The organism is Thalassovita mangrovi, from assembly GCF_009857745.1.
Taxonomy (GTDB): Bacteria; Pseudomonadota; Alphaproteobacteria; order Rhodobacterales; family Rhodobacteraceae; genus Thalassobius; species Thalassobius mangrovi.
Genome location: NZ_WWEN01000002.1, coordinates 919,181 through 939,376 on the forward strand (window position 1 = coordinate 919,181; position 20,196 = coordinate 939,376).

A 20,196-nucleotide genomic window follows, 5' to 3' on the forward strand; every position below is an offset into this window, starting at 1 on the left:
CCTCAGTTTTCCGCCCCGTCCAACGCGGGGCCGCCGGTATCGGTCACCAGGCCGATATTGCCAAACCCGGCGCGGTTCAGCGCGCCCATCACCTGCACCACCTGTTCGTAAGGAACCGCTCCGTCGGCGCGCAGGAACACCCGGTCGCCTTCGCGTTCGGCAGCGATGGCGCGCAGGCGGTTGACCAGATCGGCGCGCGGCACCTCGGTTTTCTGGATCATCACAACGCCCCCTGCGGTGATCGTCACCGACAGCGGTTCTTCCTGTTCGCCGGGCAGCGCATTGGCCGCCGTTTTCGGCAACTCCACCGGCACGCCCACCGTCATCAAGGGCGCCGCGACCATGAAGATGATCAGCAGCACCAGCATGACGTCGACAAAGGGCGTCACGTTGATTTCCGACATCGGCCGGGCACCGCCGCGGCGGCTGCGCCGCCTGCGGTTGCCGCCGCCCGATTTCTGCATCACGCCCGCGCCCATGTCAGAGGTCCAGCTGACGGCTGAGGATGGTGGAGAATTCGTCGGCAAACGCCTCGTACCCGGCAATGATCCGGTCGGCATCGGCGGAAAGCTTGTTGTAGAAGATCACCGCCGGGATCGCCGCCAGCAGGCCAAGGCCCGTCGCCAGCAGCGCCTCGGCAATACCCGGGGCGACGACGGCGAGGTTGGTGTTCTGCTGTTCGGCGATATTGATGAAGGCGTGCATGATGCCCCAGACCGTGCCGAACAGCCCCACGAAAGGCGCGGTCGACCCGACCGTCGCCAGCACCGGCAATCCGTTCTGCAGCCCTTCGGCCTCTTTCGCGATCGCCACGTCCATCGACCGGTCGATCCGCGCCTGGGCGCCTGCGATCAGCCCGCCATCGTCGCGATGCGACCGGCGCCATTCGGTCATCCCGGCTGCAAAGATCTTTTCCGACTGGCCGCTGGGATCGGCGCCGATCTGTTCGAATAGCTGATCCAGCGGCTCGCCCGACCAGAAGGCGCGGTCGAACCGCGCCGCTTCGCGCCGGGCGGTGCGGTAGGTGATGATTTTCTGAAAGATGATCGACCACGACCAGAACGAGGCGGCGATCAGCAGGATCATCACCAGTTTCACGGTCAGCGTGGCGCGCGCGAAGAGGGCCCACAAGGAGAAATCAATCTCCTGCACCAGGGCGAGAGTTTCTGTTTCCATAAGCCTGCTCTGCTCTTGTCAGCCCTTTGTTTCCCGGGCTTTCTTGGCATCGACGCTATCCGATCCGAAAGCGGAAACCAACAGAATTGCCGCGTCATGACGGCGATTTGAGCGGATTATCGCGGGTTTGGGCGGCGTTTGGCGGACAAGGGCGGGTTTCGGACCGGGAAAACGCGCCAGGCGGGCGAGATTGCCACAACTCGCCCGATCCTGCGACCCGGAAGGGCGGCGGAGTTGAATTCCCTGCCCCGGCTGCCTAAGTCACTCTCAAAGACGTTTTCGCAGGAGGCATAATTGATGATTGTCGCAGTTCCCGCCAAAGGCCGCATCGCCGGTTAATCCGAGCCCCCGTTGAGGGATACCCGCCAGCAGGCGGCCTCCCCCGCGCGCTCACCCTTCACCGGTCCATGTTCGGCTGCACGCCCGGCACCTTTCCAGTGCCGTGACTTTTCACGTCTGCACGGATGCAGACGACTTTTGGCTGGTGAACTCCCAATGACAACTTCCAAACCCGGTCTGGCCGAACTCGGCTGGACGCCTTTCTTCAATTCGCAAACCTTCGACGACGACCTGTCGCGCCTGCTGCCCGTCCGGGTGATGGCGGTCCAGCGCGGACAGCTTTCGGTGGCCGGGGACGGTTTCGAAACCTCTATCCCCTCTCATCTGCCGGGGGCGGTCTCGGAGGACGATTACCCCACCGTCGGCGACTGGCTTCTGATCGACCGCGAAACCCACCGCCCCCACCGCCTGCTGAACCGGTCCAGCCTGTTCAAACGCCGCGCGCCGGGCAGCGGGCGCGGTGTGCAGCTGATCGCGGCCAACGTCGATACCGTCTTCATCGTTTCGTCCTGCAATCAGGATTTCAGCATCGCAAGGCTGGAACGCTACCTGGTCCTTGCGCGCGAGGCCGGCGTCACCCCGGTCATCGTCCTGACCAAGGCCGATCTGGCCGACGATCCCGGCGATTATGCCCGCCAAGCGCTCAGGCTGCAGCCCGGTCTGCTGGTCGAAACCGTGAACGCGCATGATCCGCAAAGCCTGGCCTGCCTGTCCGCCTGGTGCGGCAAGGGCCAGACGGTGGCCTTCATGGGGTCGTCGGGCGTCGGCAAATCCACGCTGATCAACACCCTGACCGGCACCGGCAACATCGCCACCGGCGCGATCCGCGAAGACGACGCCAAGGGCAGGCACACCACCTCGGCCCGGTCGTTTCACCGGCTGGAACAGGGCGGCTGGCTGCTCGACACGCCGGGGATGCGGGAATTGCAGCTGACCGATGCCGCCGCGGGGCTGGAGGAGGTATTCGACGACATCGTCGAACTGGCACATGCCTGCCGGTTTTCCGATTGCGGCCACGACAGCGAACCGGGCTGCGCCGTGCAGGCGGCGATTGCGGATGGCAGGCTCGATCCCGCCCGGCTCGATCGCTGGCGCAAACTGACGGCCGAGGACCGGTACAACACCGAAACCCTGGCCGAACGCCGCGCCCGCGACCGGGCTTTCGGGAAAATGGTCCGCTCGGTGAGCAAGGAGAAGCTCGGCAAACGCGGCATGGAGCCTTAAGAACAACTCTCAGGCCCGGCACCGCGCAAGGTGTCGGGCCTGAAACCTCAATGCACCCTTTGGCGGATGATCGCGGGCATCCGGGTCGGATGGCCGGTATCGGTCATCGTCACCACGGTGACCAGGGCCTGGAACAGCACATCCTCGCCCCGCTTGACCTTTTGTTCGAGAATCCAGCGCACCCCGGTCAGCTGCACCGTTTCGGTTTCCACCACCAGCAGATCGTCAAGCCGCGCCGGCGCCAGGTAATCCGCCTCGATCCGGCGCACCACGAAGACCAGCCCGTTTTCGTTCTTCATCTCGCGCTGATCGACACCCAGTTCGCGCACCCAGTCGCTGCGCGCCCGTTCGATATAGCGCAGGTAATTGGCGTGATAGACGATCCCGGCCATGTCGGTGTCTTCGTAATAGACGCGAATGGGCAATTGATGGGTCATGGTGATCGGGCTCCCCGCTGTGTCGGGCGCAGCCTAGCACCCCCGCAAGCGGGTGCAAGCCATGCCGGTCACGGTTGCCTGGTCAGCGGGTAGGTCGCCAGCGCCTCATAGACCGGCCCGTCCTCGCGCAGCCGCGAGCGGTAGAGTGAAAACGAGGTCGCCTCGCCGCCCTCCAGCGTGATCCCGCCCTGCCTGGCCATGTAGGCGGCGATGCGCTGGCGCGCCTCATAGGGCAAGGCGCGCGGGAAGCGCACCAAGGTCGCATGCGGCTTGAACCGCTGGCGCGGCAGGTCGATCCCGGCCATCCGCGCCGCCTGCGCCACCTTCTCCTGCAGCGCCGCCAGTTCCGGCACCTTTTCGAACAAGGCCGCCATCAGGCTGGGCTGCCTGCCGCCGAACAGTTCCAGCCCGGTCACCTTCAGCCGCACCGGCGCCATCTGGATCGCCCAGAGCATGTCGTGCAGCGGTTCGACCACCTGCGGGTTCTGCCCGGCGAGGAAGGCCAGGGTGATATGCAGGTTTTCCTCGTCCACCTCGCGGCCGACGCCCAGACCGTCCTGAATATCCATCAGGTCCTCGCGTAGGGGCTCCGGCAGGTCCAGCGCCACGAACAGCCGCAGATCGCCCCGGCTCATGACGCCGGTTCCTGCGCCTGCAGCCGGGCGAACAGCCGCAATGCGTGGCTGGCATCCGTTGCGGCGACCGGCAGCACCGGATCGTAAGCGGCCCGCACCACCCCGGCGATATCGGGGCGCAGAATGGTGGTGTCGCCCGCCACCGCCAGCGGCGAGGTTTCGGCGAAGGCCCGGTCCGACCACAGCAGCATCAGCTGCACCACCTGGCCCAGGGCCAGGGTTTCGGCGGGCATCCTGCCCAGTTGATCGTCGATCCGGATGAAGGCGAAGGCCGCCTGGATGCCACCCTGATCGTCGAACCGGAAGGCGCGGTACTGGTTGGCATCCGCCGCCTTCAGCCGCGCCACCAGCCCGGCCAGATCCGGGATCATCTTGTCCAGGTTCGGCACCCCGGGCAATTCATCCCAGTCGCGGAAGAAAAAGAACATCATGTTGGCGCCGAGCTCGGGATCGGTTTCCGCCAGCTCGTGCCCGGCCAGCTTTGCCACGGCCTCGATCGCGCCCTTGACGATCCGCAACGTGTCCTCCTCGACGCCGAAGACGATCGGCACGATGGGGCGGCCCCAGCGGGCGAATGCGTATTGTCCGTCTTTGCTGGTGAACAGGGTTTCGATCTCTTGCGGGGTCATGGCCGTTCCTTCAGATATTTGCCCCATTTTCTCTCGAATGCGTGGGCAAGGTCCACCCCCTGCCAATCGGCAAAGATCAAAAGAAAGCCGAAAAGATCGGCCAGCTCGTCCTCCAGCTCCCGACCCAGCGCCTCTGCGTCACCATCCGCCCCGCGCGACTTGCCCGCCAGCTTCAGATAGGCCGAGGCCACCTCGCCCAGCTCCTCGGTCAGCTTGCCAAGGTAAAACGCCCCGTCGCGTTCGATCCCGAAACTGTCGGCATAGATGCGCCCCACCTCGGCCGCGCGGGCCTGTAAAAACTCCAGATCCTTGTGCACCGCACCCCCCTTCTTCTTGGTAAAAATACTCAAATCCAAGGGCGAGGCCGGGAACCGCGCTAGTCGAACAGCGCGCCCTGCCCCGGCTCGCGCGGCGCCTCCAGCCCCAGATGCCGCCACGCCTTTTGCGCCAGCATCCGGCCGCGCGGGGTGCGCTGGATCAGGCCTTGCTGCAGCAGGAAGGGTTCGATCACCTCTTCCAAAGCATCGCGGCTTTCGCTCAGTGCCGCCGAAATCGTTTCGATCCCCACCGGCCCGCCGCCGTAATTTTCCGCGATCAGGGCCAGGTAACGCCGGTCGGCCCCGTCGAGCCCCAGGTGATCCACCCCCAGCCGGGTCAGCGCGTGATCGGCAATCGCCCGGGTCACCCGGCCGTCGCCCTCGACCAGCGCGAAATCGACTACCCGACGCAGCAGCCGCCCGGCGATCCGCGGCGTGCCGCGCGAGCGCTTGGCGATTTCGCGCGCGCCCTCCGCGTCGGCGGGCGCGCCCATCAGCCGGGCGTTGCGGGTGACGATCTCGTTCAGTTCCTCGACCGTGTAGAATTGCAGCCGGGTCGGAATGCCGAAGCGGTCGCGCAAAGGCGTGGTCAGCAAGCCCAGACGGGTGGTGGCGCCGACCAGCGTGAAGGGCTGCAATTCGATCCGCACGGTGCGCGCGGCGGGGCCTTCGCCGATCACCAGATCGAGCTCGTAATCTTCCAGCGCCGGATACAGCACTTCCTCGACCGCCGGGTTCAGCCGGTGGATTTCGTCGATGAACAAAACGTCGCGCGCTTCGAGATTGGTCAGGATCGCCGCCAGATCGCCCGCCTTGGCCAGAACCGGCCCCGAGGTCATGCGGAAATTCACCCCCAGCTCGCGCGCCATGATCTGCGCCAGCGTCGTCTTGCCAAGGCCCGGGGGCCCGTGAAACAGCGTGTGGTCCATCGCCTCGCCGCGCTGGCGGGCCGACTGGATGAAGACCTTGAGGTTGGCCCGCGCTTCGGCCTGGCCGATGAAATCGTCCAGCACCTGCGGCCGCAGCGCACGGTCGTTATCCTCGGGCTGGCGCTCGGGGCGCAGGGTGTTGTCGGGCTCGGTCATCGCGGCGCTTTCATGCAGGTGTCGACCATCCCCCTACCCTTTCGGCGCCAGCAGCTTCAAGGCCGCGCGGATCAGGTCCGACGTGCCCGCGTCGGGCGCGTCCTGCGCCGCCTGGGCCACCGCCGCGGCGGCCTCGGAGGGCGCATAGCCCAGGTTGGACAAGGCCGACAGCGCGTCGGATTGCGCGACCGCGCTGCTTTGCGGCCGCGGCGCCGGTTCGGCGGCGGGTTGGGAGGCGGCGATTTCCTCGATCACCTCGTCGGTCGAGGGCACTGCGCCCATCGCCGCGGGCAGCGATCCGGCCATCGCCATGACGGCGGGCGCCTTGTCCTTCAGCTCGATCACGACCCGCTGCGCCGTCTTGGGACCGACCCCCTTGGCCGCCTTGATCGCGTTGACGTCGCCCAGGGCGATCGCCCGGCTGACCCCGTCGGCGCCAAGCGCGCCGAGGATCGCCAGCGAGGCCTTGGCGCCGATGCCCTGCACGCTCATCAGCAGCCGGTGCCATTCCTTTTCCACCAGCGTCGGGAAACCGAACAGCTGCATCAGGTCCTCGCGCACCAGAAGATCGGTATAAAGCGCCACCGCCTCGCCCGGCCCCGGCAGGGCGGCAAGCGTGCGGTCGGAACAATAGACGATGTAGCCGACCCCGCGCACGTCGATCAGAACGTGATCCTCGCCGCGGTAATCGATCCGCCCGGAAACCTTGCCGATCATGCCCGAACCCTCTTTTCCTTCAGCATCGCGCCGGGGGCGCGGATGTAATGCGCGTGGCAAATGGCGATCGCCAATGCATCGGCGGCATCCGGACCGGCGATGACGACCCCGGGCAATTGCATCTTCACCATGTGATCGACCTGCTGCTTGGCGGCGTGGCCGACGCCGACCACGGTCTTCTTGACCTTGTTGGGGGCGTATTCGCCGACCGACACGCCCGCCTGCGCCGGCACCAGCAGGGCGATGCCCCGCGCCTGGCCCAGTTTCAGCGTGCCCACTGCATCCTTGTTGACGAAAGTCTGTTCCACCGCCGCCGTGTCGGGGGCGTATTGCGCGACCACTTCGGTCAGCTGCCGGTGCAAGGACAGCAGCCGCATCGCAAGATCTTCGCCCTCGGAATGGCAAACGCCGTTCGCGACATGCGCGATTCGGCTGCCTTCGACCTCGATCACGCCCCATCCGAGGTTGCGCAAGCCGGGATCGATCCCCAAAACCCGCATCTCTGCCCCCTGCCCTGTTGCTTTTCTGTTGCTTTTGGTGAGCATTAGCACGAAACGTGAACAAACGCCAAGCTTTAACAATCCGCCTAATAATTAGGCGTTTTCATAAATCTGTGCCAAGCAACGTCTGTTTTCGTCAAAATCACGTCCAAAAACGACGTTTGCGGCAATACCCGTTGCCCAATTTTTTAACGCTTCAACCCATGCCAGACTGCCATGCATAAACCGCATAGATACTATGCAATCAACGCCCATTGTGCGGCTAAAACCGGCATTCTATGTGCCGTCTCAGGAAAACGAACCACACTTTTTACACCGAGGAACCTGAAATGTCTGTCTATGACAACAACACCCAGTATCGGTCCGGCGCGATCGCCAGCCTGATTTCGCGCGGCGCCCTGGGCATCGCAAACACCATCATCGCCCTGCGCGATGCCGTCGTCGAATGGAACGCAACCCGCGTGACCATGAACGAACTGTCGAAACTGTCGAACCGCGAGCTGGAAGACATCGGCCTGTGCCGTGCCGACATCGCAGCGGTCGCGCGCCAGCGTTGATCCGCATGCCCGCCCCGAAAAGAAACGGCCGCGTCTGACTGGACGCGGCCGTTTCCGTTTTGAGAGAGTTTTTCGAACGTCACTTCAGGTAGGGACGCAGCTGGATCGCGAGAAATTGCGACACCGGGTCGGGCGTCATCAACAGGGCGCCGCCCTGCTCCACCATGCCACCCTTTGCCAGGTCTTCGACACGGTCCAGGTAAACGCCAAAGCCAAGATGCGCCATCAGCAGCGCCTTGAAGCCCAAGAACCCCACGACAAGTATCGCGATACCACGGGCCGGCACGCCGCGCCGAACGCGCCGTGGCCGGGTGACGATCAACCCGTCGCGCCCGACAACGGTGACATAGCCACGCCGCAGCCGTTTGCGCTTGCGACCAATCCGGCGCAGCCGCTCGTCAAACTCGTTAAAAGCATCGGCCATAGCAGCCTCCACTGGTTGAGCCCCCACTCAACACCGGAAAAAGCTACCGCCGAATTGTGGCGAAAAAGGGGCATTTGCCTCAAATTGGGCTAAATTCCCCCTTTAAATACCCTTATTTCTGGAGCGTCAGCGTCGTCCATTCACCAATCTCTTCACGATGGACCAGATTGATGCCGTTACGTGCATAAACCGCGATCACCTCGTCGGCCTGTTCGTTCAGAATCCCCGACAGAATCGCGTATCCGCCATCCTGCAGATGCGATGCCATGTCGGGCGCCAGGTCGATCAGCGGCGCTTTCAGGATATTGGCAAAGACCAGATCGAAAGGCGCGGCCTGTTCCAGTTCGGGATTGTCGAAACCAGCGGCGACGACGCATTTCACCCGGCCCTCCAGCCCGTTCACCGTGACATTGGCCGCGGCCACTTCGACCGCGACCGGGTCGATGTCGCCCGCCAGTACCGGGTTGGGCCAGATCCGCGCCGCGCCCATTGCCAGCACGGCGGTGCCGCAGCCGATATCGGCCACGTTCTGCCCGGTGAAACCGTCGTTATCCAGCCGGTCCAGCGCCCGCAGGCAGCCCTGGGTGGTGCCGTGATGGCCGGTGCCGAACGCCATCGCCGCCTCGATAAGCAGCGGCTCGGTGCCCTCGGGCACCTTGTCGGCGTCATGGCTGCCATAGACGAAGAAGCGGCCCGCCTCGACCGGGGCCAGTTCGCGTTTGACCTTGGCGACCCAGTCGGTTTCGGGCAGTTCGGAAATCACGAAGGGCTTGGCGCCGAAGGCGGCGGCCAGAACCGCCAGCCCGGCCTCGTCCGGGGCTTCGATGAAATAGCCGCCCACTTCCCACAGGCCCGATCCGTCCTCGATCTCGAACACGCCGACGCCGGTGGGTTCGGGGTTCAGCCGCTCCATCGCCTCGCCCAGTTTCTCGGCGGGCTCTTTTCCGGGCAGGGTGGTCAGGGCGGTAAAGGTGGGCATGGCTTTCTCCGGCTTGTCTCTGGCCTTGCGCCTAAGCGCGCAAAGCTCCCGGGTCAAGCCTTAGCGCGTTCCCGCGTCACGATCCCGCGCCCGGCCCGGACATAGCGCCAGCCGATCAGCGCCGCGCCGATGCCGATCAGCGTGTTGGCAAGGGCCTGCGCCATGACCACGCCGCCCGCGCCCCAGATCAGCCCCATGCCGAAGGCCAGCGGCGCCATCAGGATGCCGTCGCGCAGCCAGTTGCTGACCGTCGCCCAGACCGGGCGGCCCAGGTTGTTGAAGGCCGAATTGGACACGAACAGCGCCCCGGTGAACACGAAGGACCCGGCGGCGTAATGGGAAAACAGCCGCACGATATGGGCGCCCTCGGGGCTGAGCCCGAAACCGGCGGCGATCGTGTCGGCGAAGGCCGCCATCAGCGCCCAGGTGACGCCGGTGTAAATCGCACAGAATTTCAACGCATCGACATAGGACTGCGCCACCCGGTCGCGCAGCCCCGCGCCCGCATTCTGCCCGATGATGCCGCCGATCGCGCCGGACAGAGCGAAGATGCCGCCAAAGCCCAGGATGGTCAGCCGCGACACCACACCGAACCCCGCCACGGCGCTGTCGCCATGTTCGGCCATTGCGCGGATCAGGATCCAGTTGCCAAACGGCGTCGATAATTGCGTCGCCACCGCAGGCAGGGCGATCGCCAGATAGGGTTTGAGGAACGCCACCATGTCCCATTGCCGCGGCTTGGCCAGCATCTTGTGGCTGACGCCCAGCCAATACAGCCCGATCACCGCCATGGTCAGCCGCGACAGCACGATCACCATCGCCGCGCCATCGACGCCAAGCCCCAGGAACAGGATGAACAACGGATCAAGAAACACCGCCACCGCCCCGCCGGTCATCGTCACCAGCATCGAACGCCAGGCATCGCCCACCGCCCGCAACACCGCCGAGGCGCACATACCCATCGCGATGAACGGCAGCGACGGCAGCGAGATCGACAAGAACTGCACCGCCACCTCGAGCGTTTCGCCCTCGGCCCCGGACCAGACCAGGATGTCGCGCCGGAAGAAGAACACCAGCAGCGCCAGCAGCGTCTGCATCCCGGTGGCATAGATCAGCACCACCGACGCGATCCGACGCGCCCGCGCGCCCTTGCCCATGCCCAGCGACCGGCTGACCAGGGCCACGCCCGCGATCATCATCCCGATCGCTACCGAGACGACGAAGAACTGGATCGTGGCGGCAAATCCGACCGCCGATATCAGCACTTCCTGATGCAGCCGGCTGACCCAGAACAGGGTCAGGAAATCGACCAGGAACATGAAGCTGAGCCCAAGCGCCCCGGTCATCGTCATCACGACAACATGGCGCATGGTCGACCCGGTGGTGAACTTCGCCTGGGGATGCGCCATTGGCTTACTCCGCCGGTGCCGGAAGGAAACGGTTGAACACGGTCTCATTCCCCGGTTCTGGATGGCGCGGGATCAGCAGCGCCAGGCTCAGCGAGGTCGCCGCCATCCCGGCGGCCAGGAAGAACACCGCGCCCGGCGACACCAGCCACAGGTAGCCCAGGGCGGCGGGCAGGAACACCGCGGCGATATGGTTGATGGTGAAGGCCACGGCGGCGGTGGGCGCGATATCGCCCGGGTCCGCGATCTTCTGGAAATAGGTCTTCAGCGCCAGCGCCAGGGCAAAGAACATGTGGTCGATCACGTAAAGCGCCGAGGCCAGCAACACGCCCCAGCCGAACCAGTAGATACCACCATAGGCCAGGAACACGATCACCAGCCCGACATATTCGAAGACCAGCGCCCGGCGTTCGCCGAACCGCGCCACCACCTTGCCGAAGACCGGCGCCAGAACCATGTTCAGCACCAGGTTGATCAGGTAGAGCCCGGTCACTTCGTGCACGTCGAAGCCGAAGCGTTCGACCATCATGAAGCCCGCGAAGACGGTGAAGATCTGCCGCCGCGCGCCCGCCATGAATTGCAGCGCGTAATACAGCCAGTAACGGCGGCGCAGCACGAATTTCTTCACCTGCGGATTTGGTGCCTCGAACTGCGGATAGGCCAGCAGGCAGAACACCGCGACCACGGCGGTGAAGCCGCCCGCCAGCATGTAGACGATGTTATAAGTCAGCCCCAGCGATTCCCAGCTCAGCACGATCAGTACGTAAGCGACCAGCGTCGCCGCCGACCCGGTCGCCAGCAGCCAGCCCAGCATCTGCGGCGCGCGTTCCTTGGGCAGCCATTGCAGCTGCAGCGACTGGTTCACCGTCTCGTAATAGTGAAACCCGATGGAGCTGAGCATGGTGATGGTCAGGATCCCACCCAGCGACGGGAACCAGGCGGTCATCGCCGTGGCCACCCCCAGCAGGATCAGCGACACGATGCCCAGCACCTGTTCGCGGATCACCATGATCAGGGCGATCACTCCGATCGCCAGGAAGCCGGGAATTTCGCGCACCGTATGCAGCCAGCCGATATCGGAGCCGTCGAAATTCGCCACCTCGATGACGAAATTGTTCAGCAGCGCCGACCAGGTGAAGAACGCCACCGGCATCGCCATTGCCATCACGAATAAAAGGCTGATCGGACGGCGCCAGAACGGCAGGTCGCGCGCTTGCGCCAGGGGGATCGGGGTGGGGGTCGGAAACAGGCTCATGCCGTTGCTATACGCCCCCGCCCCGACCTTGGCGAGACGGAAAGCACCGCCGCTCTGTGCGGCAGCGCTCAGGCCAGCCTGCGTCAGGGCGCTGACGCTCAGGCGGCCGAGAAGCGGTATTCCACCTCGCCGAAGCGATCACGCGGGAAACCGTAGAGGAATTGCAGCCCCTCTTCACCGGCGACGACGCCGTGTTCCACGTCGCCCGGGATATACAGCGCGATGCCCGGCGCGATCTTGTGCGCCACGCCCTCGATGGTCACCACGCCCGATCCGGTGAGGCCGAAATAGAACTCCGACGGCGCGTGGCGATGCGGCAGCAAGGTGCCCCCGGCCTCGAATTCGGCCACGCCCAGAACCAGCTGGCTGGTCGGCGTGCGGTCGGCGCAGAACAGCGTCCGCCAGCGCACCGTGCCGAAGGCCGGATCGGTGCCGCCTTCGAGTATCTGATTGGCCACATCGACCAGAACCGGGCTGCCCGCCAGCATCATCGCCATCGCCGCGAAGGCCTGCGCCTGATCGCCCTCGGCCCCGGTCAGAGCGTTGAGGCCCGGCTGATTGTCGCGCTGTTCCATGCCGCGTCTCCTTGTCCGGCGTGACTGCATGACAGCTTCCGGACGGCGTGAGATTCGGTCTGGTTTATGCGCGACCCTCGCCGGTCGTTTTCCGGGCGCCGGAACGCGACAGGCCGATGTCGATTTCAGACCGAAGCGGCGCAAAAACGCTGCGGAGCGGCCTTATTTCACGGGCAATCCGGCCTGACCTGATCTGAATCAATGAAATTTGAATATATTTGTGACACTGACACGCGGAAGAAAGACTAAGGAGCCGCGCCATGGATTTGCTGAGCATCGTAGAACGGATCGGGGAACAACCCACCGCCGCCCTTTTCGGGCTGATCACCGGCATGGTTTTCGGGATTGCTGCGCAGCGGTCGCAATTCTGCCTGCGCGCCGCCACGGTGGAATTCGCCCGCGGCCACATGAACGACCGGGTCGCGGTCTGGCTGCTGACCTTTTCCACCGCCGTCGTCTGGGTGCAGGGGGCGCAGTTGCTGGGGCTGATGCGGGCCGAGGACGCGCGCATCATGGCCGTGCCCGGCAGCTGGTCCGGCGCGATCATCGGCGGCACCCTGTTCGGCATCGGCATGGTGCTGGCCAAGGGCTGTTCCGGCCGCTTGCTGGTGCTGGCGGCGACGGGCAACCTGCGCTCGGTCGTGTCGGGGCTGATCTTCGCCGTGGTGGCGCAGATGAGCCTGCACGGTGTCCTGGCCGGATGGCGCGACAAGCTGGCCGCGATGTGGATCACCGATGGCGGCCGCAACATGGACCTGCTGGCGTTTTTCCACCTGCCCGACTGGGCCGGGCTGGCCTTCGGCATCGCCACCGCCGCGCTGGCGCTGGAACTGTCGCGCCGCAACCGGATCGGCTTTTCCCGTCTTGTCTTCGCCTCGGGCGTCGGGTTTTCGGTTGCCCTGGGCTGGGTGCTGACCTTCGGGCTGAGCCAGATCGCCTTCGACCCGGTGCAGATCGAAAGCGCCACCTTCACCGGCCCCTCGGCCAATACGCTGATGTTCTTCCTCGAACCCAACCCGATCCTGGAATTCGACGTGGGCCTGGTGCCGGGCGTGTTCCTGGGCTCGTTCCTGGCCTCCTCGCTGGCGGGTGAATTCAAGTTCCAGGGGTTCGAGGGATCCTCGCCGATGCGCCGGGCGATGATCGGCGCGGCGCTGATGGGGTTCGGCGGTATGCTGGCCGGCGGCTGCGCCATCGGCAACGGCGTGACCGGCGGGTCGGTCTTTGCCGGAACCGCCTGGGTGGCGCTGTTCTTCATGTGGGTGGGCGCGATGGCCACCGACATCCTGATCGACCAGCCCGGGCTGCGCCGGCTGGCGGCGTGATTTTTTTCACGTGTCGGGGATTATTCTTCCAGTCCCTGCGTCTTTTATCGTGACCGTACCACAAAGGGCGGTCGCGATTTGACGCAAAGGACCGACACGATGACCATCAAATCCGTATTCGCAACCGCACTTGTCCTGACCACCCTGGGCGCCGCCGCCATGGCCGCCCCGGTGATCCAGACCGGCGACAGCGCCAAGGGCAAGATCCTGACCGACAGCGAGGGCATGTCGCTTTACACCTTCGACAACGACAAGGCCGCCGTCTCGAACTGCTATGACGATTGCGCCGCCAAATGGCCGCCGCTGTTCGCCAGCAACACCAGCCGCCCCGACGGCGATTTCGGCATCGTGCTGCGCGCCGACGGCAAGCGGCAATGGGCCTACAAGGGCCAGCCGCTTTATGCCTGGTTCCAGGACCAGCAGGCGGGCGACATCACCGGTGACGGCGTCAAGGGCGTCTGGCACCTGGCCCGCCCGTGATCTGACGAGGACCCGAAGCGATGGCTTTCCTGGACGAGGTAGAAGCGCAGATACCCGACCTGCGACGCTACGCGCATGCCTTGCTGCGCGATGCCGAGGCGGGCGACGACCTGGTCCAGGATTGCCTGGAACGCGCCGTGGCGCGGCAAGGCCAGAAGCGCCCGGACGGGTCGCTGCGGGCCTGGCTGTTCCGCATCCTGATCAACCGCCACCGCGACCTGATGCGCCGCGCCCCGCGGCCGGGGCATCTGGTGGCGGTTGACGACCTGAGCTTCGAACCCGCCCTGCCCGCCAGCCAGGATCAGCACCTGGCCCTGCGCGAAACCGAAGCGGCGATCGCGCGGCTGCCCGAGGATCAAAAACGCGCGCTGTTGCTGGTCGCCCTGCACGGCGCAAGCTTTGACGAAGCCGCCGAAGCGCTGGATATTCCCAAGGGCACGCTGATGTCGCGGCTGGCCCGCGCCCGCGCCAGCCTGCGCGACATGACCGGCCGAAACGCCGACCCCGCCCACCAGATGCGAAACAAGAGGTAGCCAATGCCCCAGGATCGTCCCCCCCTCACCGAGCAAGAGCTGATCGCCTATTTCGAAGGCGCGCTGGACGCGCCCGCCCAGCAGGAGATCGAAAACCGCCTGCCCCACGATCCCGCCGCCCAAGCGCTGCTGGAAGACTGGGCGCAGCAGAACGAAGATATCCGGCGGCTCTTCCCTGCCGGAAGCGACCCGGTGCCGGAGCGGCTGACCGAAGCGTTGCGGGTCAGGACAGCCCGCCCCGCTTCCGCGCCCTGGCTCCGGGTCGCGGCAATGGCGGGGCTGTTGCTGCTGGGCGGCGGCGCGGGATGGCTGTCGCATGCGCAATTCGCCCCCGCTGCGCAAATGCGCCCCATGGCGCAGGCCGCTTTGGCCGCCCATGCCACCTATGTCGTCGAGGTCGCCCATCCGGTCGAGGTCCGCGCCTCGGAGCGCGAACATATGGACACCTGGATGTCGCGCCGGATCGGGGCGCATGTATCGCCGCCCGATCTGGCGGGGTCCGGTTTCGTGCTGATGGGCGGGCGCATCTTGCCCGCCGACACGGGCACCGCCGGGCTTTACATGTACGAAAACGCCGAAGGGCAGCGTATCACTCTTTACGTGTCGCGCCAGACCGACCCCGAAGACAGCGCCTTCCGCTTTGCCAGCTCCGGGGCGACCCAGGGGCTGCACTGGAACGAAAACGGCATCGGCTATGTGGTCGTGGGGGATTTGCCGCGCGACGAGCTGAAATCGCTGGGCACCAGCGCCTATGAACAGCTCCTCTGACCCGAGCCCGGGTCAGAGGAAGCTTTGCGGATCGATATCGACGCTCAGGCGGACCTGATTTGACAGCTTGAACTGGCCCACCCATTTGGCGAGCGCCGCCTGCAGCGGCGCGCCCTTGTCCGCCTTGACCAGCAATCGCACCCGGTGCCGTCCGCGGATGCGGGCGATGGGCGCCGGGGCGGGGCCGAAAACCTGCGCCCCGATCTGCCGCAAGGGCGCGCTGCGCCGCGCCATCTCGGTACCCAGGTCGAACACTTCCTGCACGTCCGGCGACGACAGCACGATCCCGGCCATGCGCCCGAAGGGCGGCACACCGGCCTGGCGGCGTTCCTCGGCCTCGGCGCGCCAGAAGCCTTCTTCGTCGCCCGCCAGGATGGCGCGGATCACCGGGTGTTCGGGCTGGTAGCTTTGCAGCAGCGCCAGCCCCTTGCGTTCCGACCGCCCAGCCCGGCCCGCAACCTGCCGCATCAGCTGGAACGTGCGTTCGGCGGCGCGCAGGTCCGACCCCTGCAGCCCCAGATCGGCGTCGATCACCCCCACCAGCGTCAGCAGTGGGAAATTGTGCCCCTTGGCGACCAACTGCGTGCCGATGATGATGTCGGCGCCGCCCTTCGCGATCTCCTCGATCTGCGCCTTCAGCGCGCGGGCCGATCCGAACAGGTCCGACGACAGCGTCACCACCCGCGCGTCGGGGAACAGCTTCTCCGCCTCCTCGGTCAGCCGCTCCACTCCCGGGCCCACCGGTGCCATGCGGCCCTCCGCCCCGCAATTCGGACAGACCTCAGGCATCGGTTTGCTTTCGCCGCATTGATGGCAGACCAGCCGCTTCTGGAACCGGTGCTCCACCATCCGCGCATCGCAGTGATCGCAGGCGATCTGATGGCCGCAGGCCCGGCAGATCGTCACCGGCGCATAGCCGCGCCGGTTGATGAACAACAGCGCCTGTTCGCCCTTTTCGATCCTCTCCAGCACCGCCCTTTGCAGGGTGCCGGAAATCCAGCGATCCGAGGGCAGCTTTTCGCCGCGCATGTCGATCGCCTTCATGTCCGGCAGGACGGATTCGCCGAAGCGGCTGGTCAGGGTCAGCTTGTCGTATTTACCGGCTTCGGCATTGGTCCAGCTTTCAAGCGATGGCGTGGCCGAGGCCAGAACCACCCGCGCGCCACAAATGCTGGCGCGCAACACGGCCATGTCGCGGGCGTTGTACAACACCCCGTCTTCCTGCTTGTAGGAGGTGTCGTGTTCCTCATCCACCACGATCAGGCCAAGGTTCTGGAACGGCAGGAACAGGGCAGACCGCGCGCCGATCACCATCTGCGCGCCGCCCTGTCCGACCATTTTCCAGATTCGGCGGCGTTCGGTCATGGTGACGCCGGAATGCCATTCGGCGGGCTTGGCGCCGAACCGCGCCTCCACCCTCGTCAGGAATTCCGCCGTCAGCGCGATTTCCGGCAGCAGCACCAGCGCCTGCCGCCCCTGGCGCAGGCATTCGGCGATGGCTTCCAGGTACACTTCGGTCTTGCCCGATCCGGTGACGCCGCGCAGAAGCGTGGTGCCATAGGTGCCGGTTCGGACCGAGGCGCGCAACGCCTCGGCCGCTTCGGCCTGATCGTCGGCCAAGGCCTTGCCGCCGTGATCGGGGTCGAGCGTCGGAAAGGGCAGATCGCGCGGCCGGTCTTCTTCAAGCACCGCGCCCTGTTTCACCAATCCCTTGACCACGCCGGTCGACACGCCCGCCATTTCGGCCAGTTCCTTCAGCGTGAAGGCCAGCCCGCCGTAATCGCGCAGCACTTCCAGCACCCGGGTGCGGGCATCGGTCATCCGGTCGGGTTCCGTGCTGCCCAGCCGGTAGATTTTCTGCATCGACGGCGGATCGCCCAGCCCCGGCGCCCGTGTCGCCAGCCGCAGCATCGCCGGGCGCGGCGTCAGCGTGTAATCGCCCGCCCGCTTCAGGAAACTGCGCATTTCCTCGCGCATGGGGGCCACGTCCAGCACCCGGATCACCGACCGCACCCTTGAGCGGTCGTAATCGCCCTTGCCCCGGCCCCAGACCACGCCCAGCACCTTGCGCGGGCCCAGCGGCACCTCGACGAACGCGCCGCGCCAGCAGCCGCCCTCGGGCGCCTTGTAATCCAGCACACGATCCAGCGGCTGGGTGGTCAGCACGCCGACAAGATCGCCTTCGTCGAAGAAATCGGGTTCGGTCACGGGTCGCCTTTTATGGGTTTCGGGTTCAGACACTATGCGGTAAAGCCAAGCCGAGCAAAACCCAACCCATTCGAGGCTCAGACATGAAATTCTTCGTTGATACCGCCGATTTCGACGCCATCGCCGAGTTGCACGAGCTGGGCATGGTCGACGGCGTGACCACCAACCCGTCGCTGGTCAAGAAATCCGGCCGCGACATCCTGGAAGTGACCAAGCAGATTTGCGACCTGATCGACGGCCCGGTTTCCGCCGAAGTCACCGCCACCGATGCCGACACGATGATCGCCGAGGGCCGCAAGCTGGGCGAGATCGCGGAAAACATCGCCATCAAGGTGCCGCTGACCTGGGACGGTCTGAAGGCCTGCAAGGTGCTGAGCGACGAAGGCCGGATGGTCAACGTGACCCTGTGCTTCAGCGCCAACCAGGCGCTGCTGGCCGCCAAGGCGGGGGCGAGCTTCATCAGCCCCTTCATCGGCCGTCTGGACGATATCGCGCTGGACGGGATGGAAGTGATCGAAGACATCCGCACCATCTATGACAATTACGGGTTCGAAACCGAAGTGCTGGCCGCCTCGATCCGCTCGGTCAACCACGTTCTGGAATGCGCCCGGATCGGCGCCGACGTGGCGACGGTGCCGCCTGCGGTGATCAAATCGCTGGTCAACCACCCGCTGACCGACAAGGGCCTGGCCACCTTCCTGGCCGATATCGAAGCCGCGAAGATCAAGATCCTGTAACCGGGCACAGCCCCCGGACAGGCAAAAGGCGCGCCCCCTGGCGCGCCTTTTTTCGTTTCGCGAGTTATCCACAGGCACCGGGCGTCACAAGCCCATGGCGCCCTGTCTGGATTCGATTTTATCCACAGAACCTGCGCCGACCCGCCGTGCCACCGGCGGGTTCACGCCCAGTATCGCCTGAAAAACTTGAAGCAATCGCCGGAACCTTCTGCTAATATTCCGAAAAAAGACGAATGACGGATACATGAGCAGCAAACCCAAGATCGACGACGCCCTGCGCGAAAAAATCATCGCGCAGCCCGACGTAATCCTTGATGATCAGGACCTTATGCAGGCGCTGATCGCCGCGAACGAACGCGCGATGGGGGGCAATATCGTCGATCTGCGCGGCATCGCGATGGAACGGCTGGAATCCCGCTTCGACCGGCTCGAAGACACCCATCGCAGCGTCATCGCCGCCGCTTACGAAAACCTTGCCGGCACCAACCAGGTGCACCGCGCCATCCTGCGGATGCTGGACCCGATGGAATTCGAGGTCTTCCTGCGCGATCTGGGCGGGCCGGTGGCCGACACGCTGCGGGTCGATTGCATGAAGCTGGTGCTGGAATCGGTGCAGAACGACGACGAACCGGCGGTTCAGCGGCTGGGCGACGTATTGTCGGTGGCCGAACCCGGCTTCATCGCCGATTACCTGACCCAGGGGCGCAACATCCCGCTGCGCCAAGTCACCCTGCGCCAGATGCACGAAGGCGCCCCCGAAATTTACGGCGACAAGGCCGGATGGATCCGCTCCGAAGCCTGCCTGAAACTCGATTTCGGCACCGGCCGCCTGCCCGGGATGCTGGTGATGGGCTCCGAAGACCCGCATCAGTTCACCCCGCAGCAGGGCACCGACCTTCTGGCCTTCTTCGCCGGCGTGTTCGAACGCTCGATGCGCCGCTGGCTGTCATGACCCTGATTTCTCCGGCCGCGCGGGACGCCCTGCAGACCTGGCTGGAGGGGCAGAAGGCGTTGAAGGACGCCTCGGACCACACCATCGCGGCCTATTCCCGCGACGTCGCCGGTTTTCTGGGCTTCATCACCGAACACAAGGGACAGGCGCAGGGGCTTGGCGCGCTGTCGCAGATCACCGTGTCGGACATGCGCGCCTGGATGGCCTTTACCCGGGGCCAGGGCGTCGGGTCGCGGTCCTTGGCGCGCAAGCTGTCGGCGGTGAAAAGCTTCTATCGCTGGCTGGCCGAGCGCGAAGGGTTCGAACCCACTGCCGTGCTGTCCGCCCGAACGCCCAAATTCACCGCCAAGCTGCCCCGTCCGCTGGCCGAGGACGCCGCGCGCGACATGATCGAAACGGTGGAAATGCAATCGGACACGGATTGGGTTGGCGCCCGCGACATGGCGGTGGTGACGCTGCTCTACGGCTGCGGCCTGCGGATTTCCGAAGCCTTGGGGCTCAAGGGCCGCGATGTCCCGCTGGCCGAAACCCTGCGGATCATCGGCAAGGGCAACAAGGAACGCATCGTCCCGGTTCTGCCCGCGGCGCAGGCGGCGGTTGCCCGTTACATGCGCCTTTGCCCCTTCCCCGCCGAACCCGACGCGCCGCTGTTTCGCGGCGTGCGCGGCGGCGCCCTGTCCCCGCGCGCGATCCAGAAGGTGATGGAACAGGCGCGTATGCAGTTGGGCCTGCCCGCCAGCGCCACGCCGCACGCGATGCGCCACAGCTTCGCCACCCATCTGCTGAACGCGGGCGGCGATCTGCGCGCGATCCAGGAACTGCTTGGCCATGCGTCGCTATCGACCACCCAGGCCTATACCGCGGTGGACTTGAACCGCATTCTGGAAGTATACGAAAAGACCCATCCGAAAGCCGGATAACGCGCGCAACAGGGGTCT

Annotated in this window: 24 protein-coding genes; 9 read left to right on the forward strand and 15 right to left on the reverse strand. The window is 65.4% G+C overall.

From position 1 onward, the window contains the following. Positions 1-2 precede the first annotated feature (2 nt). Together tolR and tolQ are read right to left on the reverse strand one after the other, a co-directional pair. Positions 3-479, reverse strand: coding sequence for a protein TolR (tolR, locus tag GR167_RS06205; protein WP_160972546.1), 477 nt, complete (start codon positions 477-479; stop codon positions 3-5). A 1-nt stretch (position 480) separates the two neighbouring features. Further along, positions 481-1,176 (reverse strand): protein TolQ, encoded by a 696-nt coding sequence (tolQ, locus tag GR167_RS06210; protein ID WP_160972547.1) that lies wholly within the window; start codon positions 1,174-1,176, stop codon positions 481-483. Positions 1,177-1,671: 495 nt separating this feature from the next. On the opposite strand from tolQ, the gene rsgA reads away from it, so the two are divergent. Next, complete coding sequence (gene rsgA / locus GR167_RS06215) at positions 1,672-2,739, forward strand: ribosome small subunit-dependent GTPase A (protein ID WP_160972548.1); 1,068 nt, start codon at positions 1,672-1,674, stop codon at positions 2,737-2,739. Positions 2,740-2,786: 47 nt separating this feature from the next. Here the strand turns inward: rsgA and ybgC are convergent, their stop codons facing one another. The 7 genes from ybgC to ruvC all read right to left on the reverse strand — a co-directional run bounded on the left by ybgC (position 2,787) and on the right by ruvC (position 7,059). Then, complete coding sequence (ybgC, locus tag GR167_RS06220) at positions 2,787-3,176, reverse strand: tol-pal system-associated acyl-CoA thioesterase (RefSeq protein ID WP_160972549.1); 390 nt, start codon at positions 3,174-3,176, stop codon at positions 2,787-2,789. A gap of 68 nt (positions 3,177-3,244) precedes the next feature. After that, on the reverse strand, positions 3,245-3,811 hold the full coding sequence (gene thpR, locus GR167_RS06225; RefSeq protein ID WP_160972550.1) for an RNA 2',3'-cyclic phosphodiesterase: 567 nt from the start codon (positions 3,809-3,811) through the stop codon (positions 3,245-3,247). Then, positions 3,808-4,440, reverse strand: coding sequence for a type 2 periplasmic-binding domain-containing protein (locus tag GR167_RS06230; protein WP_160972551.1), 633 nt, complete (start codon positions 4,438-4,440; stop codon positions 3,808-3,810). The genes thpR and GR167_RS06230 overlap by 4 nt, the downstream gene beginning before the upstream one ends. After that, complete coding sequence (locus GR167_RS06235) at positions 4,437-4,757, reverse strand: nucleoside triphosphate pyrophosphohydrolase family protein (RefSeq protein ID WP_160972552.1); 321 nt, start codon at positions 4,755-4,757, stop codon at positions 4,437-4,439. Before GR167_RS06235 ends, GR167_RS06230 begins: the two co-directional genes overlap by 4 nt. Positions 4,758-4,816: 59 nt before the next feature. Next, positions 4,817-5,842 carry a Holliday junction branch migration DNA helicase RuvB gene (gene ruvB / locus GR167_RS06240; protein ID WP_160972553.1) on the reverse strand — a complete coding sequence of 342 codons (1,026 nt, stop codon included), beginning with the start codon at positions 5,840-5,842 and terminating at the stop codon, positions 4,817-4,819. Between the two features lie 33 nt (positions 5,843-5,875). Then, entirely contained in the window at positions 5,876-6,559 is a 684-nt protein-coding gene (ruvA, locus tag GR167_RS06245) for a Holliday junction branch migration protein RuvA (protein WP_160972554.1), read from the reverse strand. Then, a complete protein-coding gene (gene ruvC / locus GR167_RS06250) occupies positions 6,556-7,059 on the reverse strand; it encodes a crossover junction endodeoxyribonuclease RuvC (protein ID WP_160972555.1) in 504 nt (167 codons plus the stop codon). The genes ruvA and ruvC overlap by 4 nt, the downstream gene beginning before the upstream one ends. 329 nt (positions 7,060-7,388) lie before the next feature. On the opposite strand from ruvC, the gene GR167_RS06255 reads away from it, so the two are divergent. Further along, entirely contained in the window at positions 7,389-7,616 is a 228-nt protein-coding gene (locus GR167_RS06255; RefSeq protein ID WP_160972556.1) for a DUF1127 domain-containing protein, read from the forward strand. Between the two features lie 79 nt (positions 7,617-7,695). Here the strand turns inward: GR167_RS06255 and GR167_RS06260 are convergent, their stop codons facing one another. The 5 genes from GR167_RS06260 to GR167_RS06280 all read right to left on the reverse strand — a co-directional run bounded on the left by GR167_RS06260 (position 7,696) and on the right by GR167_RS06280 (position 12,255). Further along, on the reverse strand, positions 7,696-8,040 hold the full coding sequence (locus GR167_RS06260) for a hypothetical protein (RefSeq protein WP_160972557.1): 345 nt from the start codon (positions 8,038-8,040) through the stop codon (positions 7,696-7,698). 112 nt (positions 8,041-8,152) lie between these two features. Next, positions 8,153-9,019 (reverse strand): 50S ribosomal protein L11 methyltransferase, encoded by an 867-nt coding sequence (locus GR167_RS06265; protein ID WP_160972558.1) that lies wholly within the window; start codon positions 9,017-9,019, stop codon positions 8,153-8,155. A 53-nt stretch (positions 9,020-9,072) separates the two neighbouring features. Continuing rightward, positions 9,073-10,428: an MATE family efflux transporter gene (locus GR167_RS06270; RefSeq protein ID WP_160972559.1), complete on the reverse strand. Its 1,356-nt coding sequence runs from the start codon at positions 10,426-10,428 to the stop codon at positions 9,073-9,075. Positions 10,429-10,432: 4 nt separating this feature from the next. After that, positions 10,433-11,680: an MFS transporter gene (locus GR167_RS06275; protein WP_160972560.1), complete on the reverse strand. Its 1,248-nt coding sequence runs from the start codon at positions 11,678-11,680 to the stop codon at positions 10,433-10,435. A gap of 98 nt (positions 11,681-11,778) precedes the next feature. After that, positions 11,779-12,255 (reverse strand): cupin domain-containing protein, encoded by a 477-nt coding sequence (locus GR167_RS06280; protein ID WP_235915850.1) that lies wholly within the window; start codon positions 12,253-12,255, stop codon positions 11,779-11,781. A gap of 260 nt (positions 12,256-12,515) precedes the next feature. Here GR167_RS06280 and GR167_RS06285 point away from each other — a divergent pair, with 260 nt between their 5' ends. The 4 genes from GR167_RS06285 to GR167_RS06300 all read left to right on the forward strand — a co-directional run bounded on the left by GR167_RS06285 (position 12,516) and on the right by GR167_RS06300 (position 15,361). Next, positions 12,516-13,580 (forward strand): YeeE/YedE family protein, encoded by a 1,065-nt coding sequence (locus tag GR167_RS06285; RefSeq protein ID WP_160972561.1) that lies wholly within the window; start codon positions 12,516-12,518, stop codon positions 13,578-13,580. Between the two features lie 99 nt (positions 13,581-13,679). Then, on the forward strand, positions 13,680-14,060 hold the full coding sequence (locus tag GR167_RS06290; RefSeq protein WP_160972562.1) for a COG4315 family predicted lipoprotein: 381 nt from the start codon (positions 13,680-13,682) through the stop codon (positions 14,058-14,060). A gap of 20 nt (positions 14,061-14,080) precedes the next feature. Then, the gene (locus GR167_RS06295) at positions 14,081-14,593 is read left to right on the forward strand and encodes a sigma-70 family RNA polymerase sigma factor (RefSeq protein ID WP_160972563.1); all 513 of its coding nucleotides are present in this window, start codon (positions 14,081-14,083) and stop codon (positions 14,591-14,593) included. A 3-nt stretch (positions 14,594-14,596) separates the two neighbouring features. Next, positions 14,597-15,361, forward strand: a complete 765-nt coding sequence (locus GR167_RS06300) for an anti-sigma factor family protein (RefSeq protein WP_160972564.1) — start codon at positions 14,597-14,599, stop codon at positions 15,359-15,361. A 12-nt stretch (positions 15,362-15,373) separates the two neighbouring features. Here the strand turns inward: GR167_RS06300 and GR167_RS06305 are convergent, their stop codons facing one another. Further along, positions 15,374-17,569, reverse strand: a complete 2,196-nt coding sequence (locus tag GR167_RS06305; RefSeq protein WP_160972565.1) for a primosomal protein N' — start codon at positions 17,567-17,569, stop codon at positions 15,374-15,376. 83 nt (positions 17,570-17,652) lie between these two features. On the opposite strand from GR167_RS06305, the gene fsa reads away from it, so the two are divergent. From fsa to GR167_RS06320, 3 genes are all read left to right on the forward strand, one after another. Next, on the forward strand, positions 17,653-18,306 hold the full coding sequence (fsa, locus tag GR167_RS06310; RefSeq protein ID WP_160972566.1) for a fructose-6-phosphate aldolase: 654 nt from the start codon (positions 17,653-17,655) through the stop codon (positions 18,304-18,306). Positions 18,307-18,550: 244 nt separating this feature from the next. Further along, positions 18,551-19,258: a DUF484 family protein gene (locus GR167_RS06315; RefSeq protein WP_160972567.1), complete on the forward strand. Its 708-nt coding sequence runs from the start codon at positions 18,551-18,553 to the stop codon at positions 19,256-19,258. Then, positions 19,255-20,178, forward strand: coding sequence for a tyrosine recombinase XerC (locus GR167_RS06320; RefSeq protein ID WP_160972568.1), 924 nt, complete (start codon positions 19,255-19,257; stop codon positions 20,176-20,178). The genes GR167_RS06315 and GR167_RS06320 overlap by 4 nt, the downstream gene beginning before the upstream one ends. The last annotated feature ends 18 nt before the right edge of the window (positions 20,179-20,196 follow it).

What these genes read in the sequence shown, in the direction of transcription:
- ruvC (WP_160972555.1), bottom strand. Translation starts at nt 7,059, where the DNA reads ATGCGGGTTTTGGGGATCGATCCCGGCTTGCGCAACCTCGGATGGGGC.
- GR167_RS06320 (WP_160972568.1), top strand. Translation starts at nt 19,255, where the DNA reads ATGACCCTGATTTCTCCGGCCGCGCGGGACGCCCTGCAGACCTGGCTG.
- GR167_RS06255 (WP_160972556.1), top strand. Translation starts at nt 7,389, where the DNA reads ATGTCTGTCTATGACAACAACACCCAGTATCGGTCCGGCGCGATCGCC.
- GR167_RS06290 (WP_160972562.1), top strand. Translation starts at nt 13,680, where the DNA reads ATGACCATCAAATCCGTATTCGCAACCGCACTTGTCCTGACCACCCTG.
- ybgC (WP_160972549.1), bottom strand. Translation starts at nt 3,176, where the DNA reads ATGACCCATCAATTGCCCATTCGCGTCTATTACGAAGACACCGACATG.
- fsa (WP_160972566.1), top strand. Translation starts at nt 17,653, where the DNA reads ATGAAATTCTTCGTTGATACCGCCGATTTCGACGCCATCGCCGAGTTG.
- tolQ (WP_160972547.1), bottom strand. Translation starts at nt 1,176, where the DNA reads ATGGAAACAGAAACTCTCGCCCTGGTGCAGGAGATTGATTTCTCCTTG.
- ruvB (WP_160972553.1), bottom strand. Translation starts at nt 5,842, where the DNA reads ATGACCGAGCCCGACAACACCCTGCGCCCCGAGCGCCAGCCCGAGGAT.
- GR167_RS06285 (WP_160972561.1), top strand. Translation starts at nt 12,516, where the DNA reads ATGGATTTGCTGAGCATCGTAGAACGGATCGGGGAACAACCCACCGCC.
- ruvA (WP_160972554.1), bottom strand. Translation starts at nt 6,559, where the DNA reads ATGATCGGCAAGGTTTCCGGGCGGATCGATTACCGCGGCGAGGATCAC.
- rsgA (WP_160972548.1), top strand. Translation starts at nt 1,672, where the DNA reads ATGACAACTTCCAAACCCGGTCTGGCCGAACTCGGCTGGACGCCTTTC.
- GR167_RS06315 (WP_160972567.1), top strand. Translation starts at nt 18,551, where the DNA reads ATGAGCAGCAAACCCAAGATCGACGACGCCCTGCGCGAAAAAATCATC.
- GR167_RS06295 (WP_160972563.1), top strand. Translation starts at nt 14,081, where the DNA reads ATGGCTTTCCTGGACGAGGTAGAAGCGCAGATACCCGACCTGCGACGC.
- GR167_RS06280 (WP_235915850.1), bottom strand. Translation starts at nt 12,255, where the DNA reads ATGGAACAGCGCGACAATCAGCCGGGCCTCAACGCTCTGACCGGGGCC.
- GR167_RS06270 (WP_160972559.1), bottom strand. Translation starts at nt 10,428, where the DNA reads ATGGCGCATCCCCAGGCGAAGTTCACCACCGGGTCGACCATGCGCCAT.
- GR167_RS06275 (WP_160972560.1), bottom strand. Translation starts at nt 11,680, where the DNA reads ATGAGCCTGTTTCCGACCCCCACCCCGATCCCCCTGGCGCAAGCGCGC.
- thpR (WP_160972550.1), bottom strand. Translation starts at nt 3,811, where the DNA reads ATGAGCCGGGGCGATCTGCGGCTGTTCGTGGCGCTGGACCTGCCGGAG.
- GR167_RS06265 (WP_160972558.1), bottom strand. Translation starts at nt 9,019, where the DNA reads ATGCCCACCTTTACCGCCCTGACCACCCTGCCCGGAAAAGAGCCCGCC.
- GR167_RS06230 (WP_160972551.1), bottom strand. Translation starts at nt 4,440, where the DNA reads ATGACCCCGCAAGAGATCGAAACCCTGTTCACCAGCAAAGACGGACAA.
- GR167_RS06260 (WP_160972557.1), bottom strand. Translation starts at nt 8,040, where the DNA reads ATGGCCGATGCTTTTAACGAGTTTGACGAGCGGCTGCGCCGGATTGGT.
- GR167_RS06300 (WP_160972564.1), top strand. Translation starts at nt 14,597, where the DNA reads ATGCCCCAGGATCGTCCCCCCCTCACCGAGCAAGAGCTGATCGCCTAT.
- tolR (WP_160972546.1), bottom strand. Translation starts at nt 479, where the DNA reads ATGGGCGCGGGCGTGATGCAGAAATCGGGCGGCGGCAACCGCAGGCGG.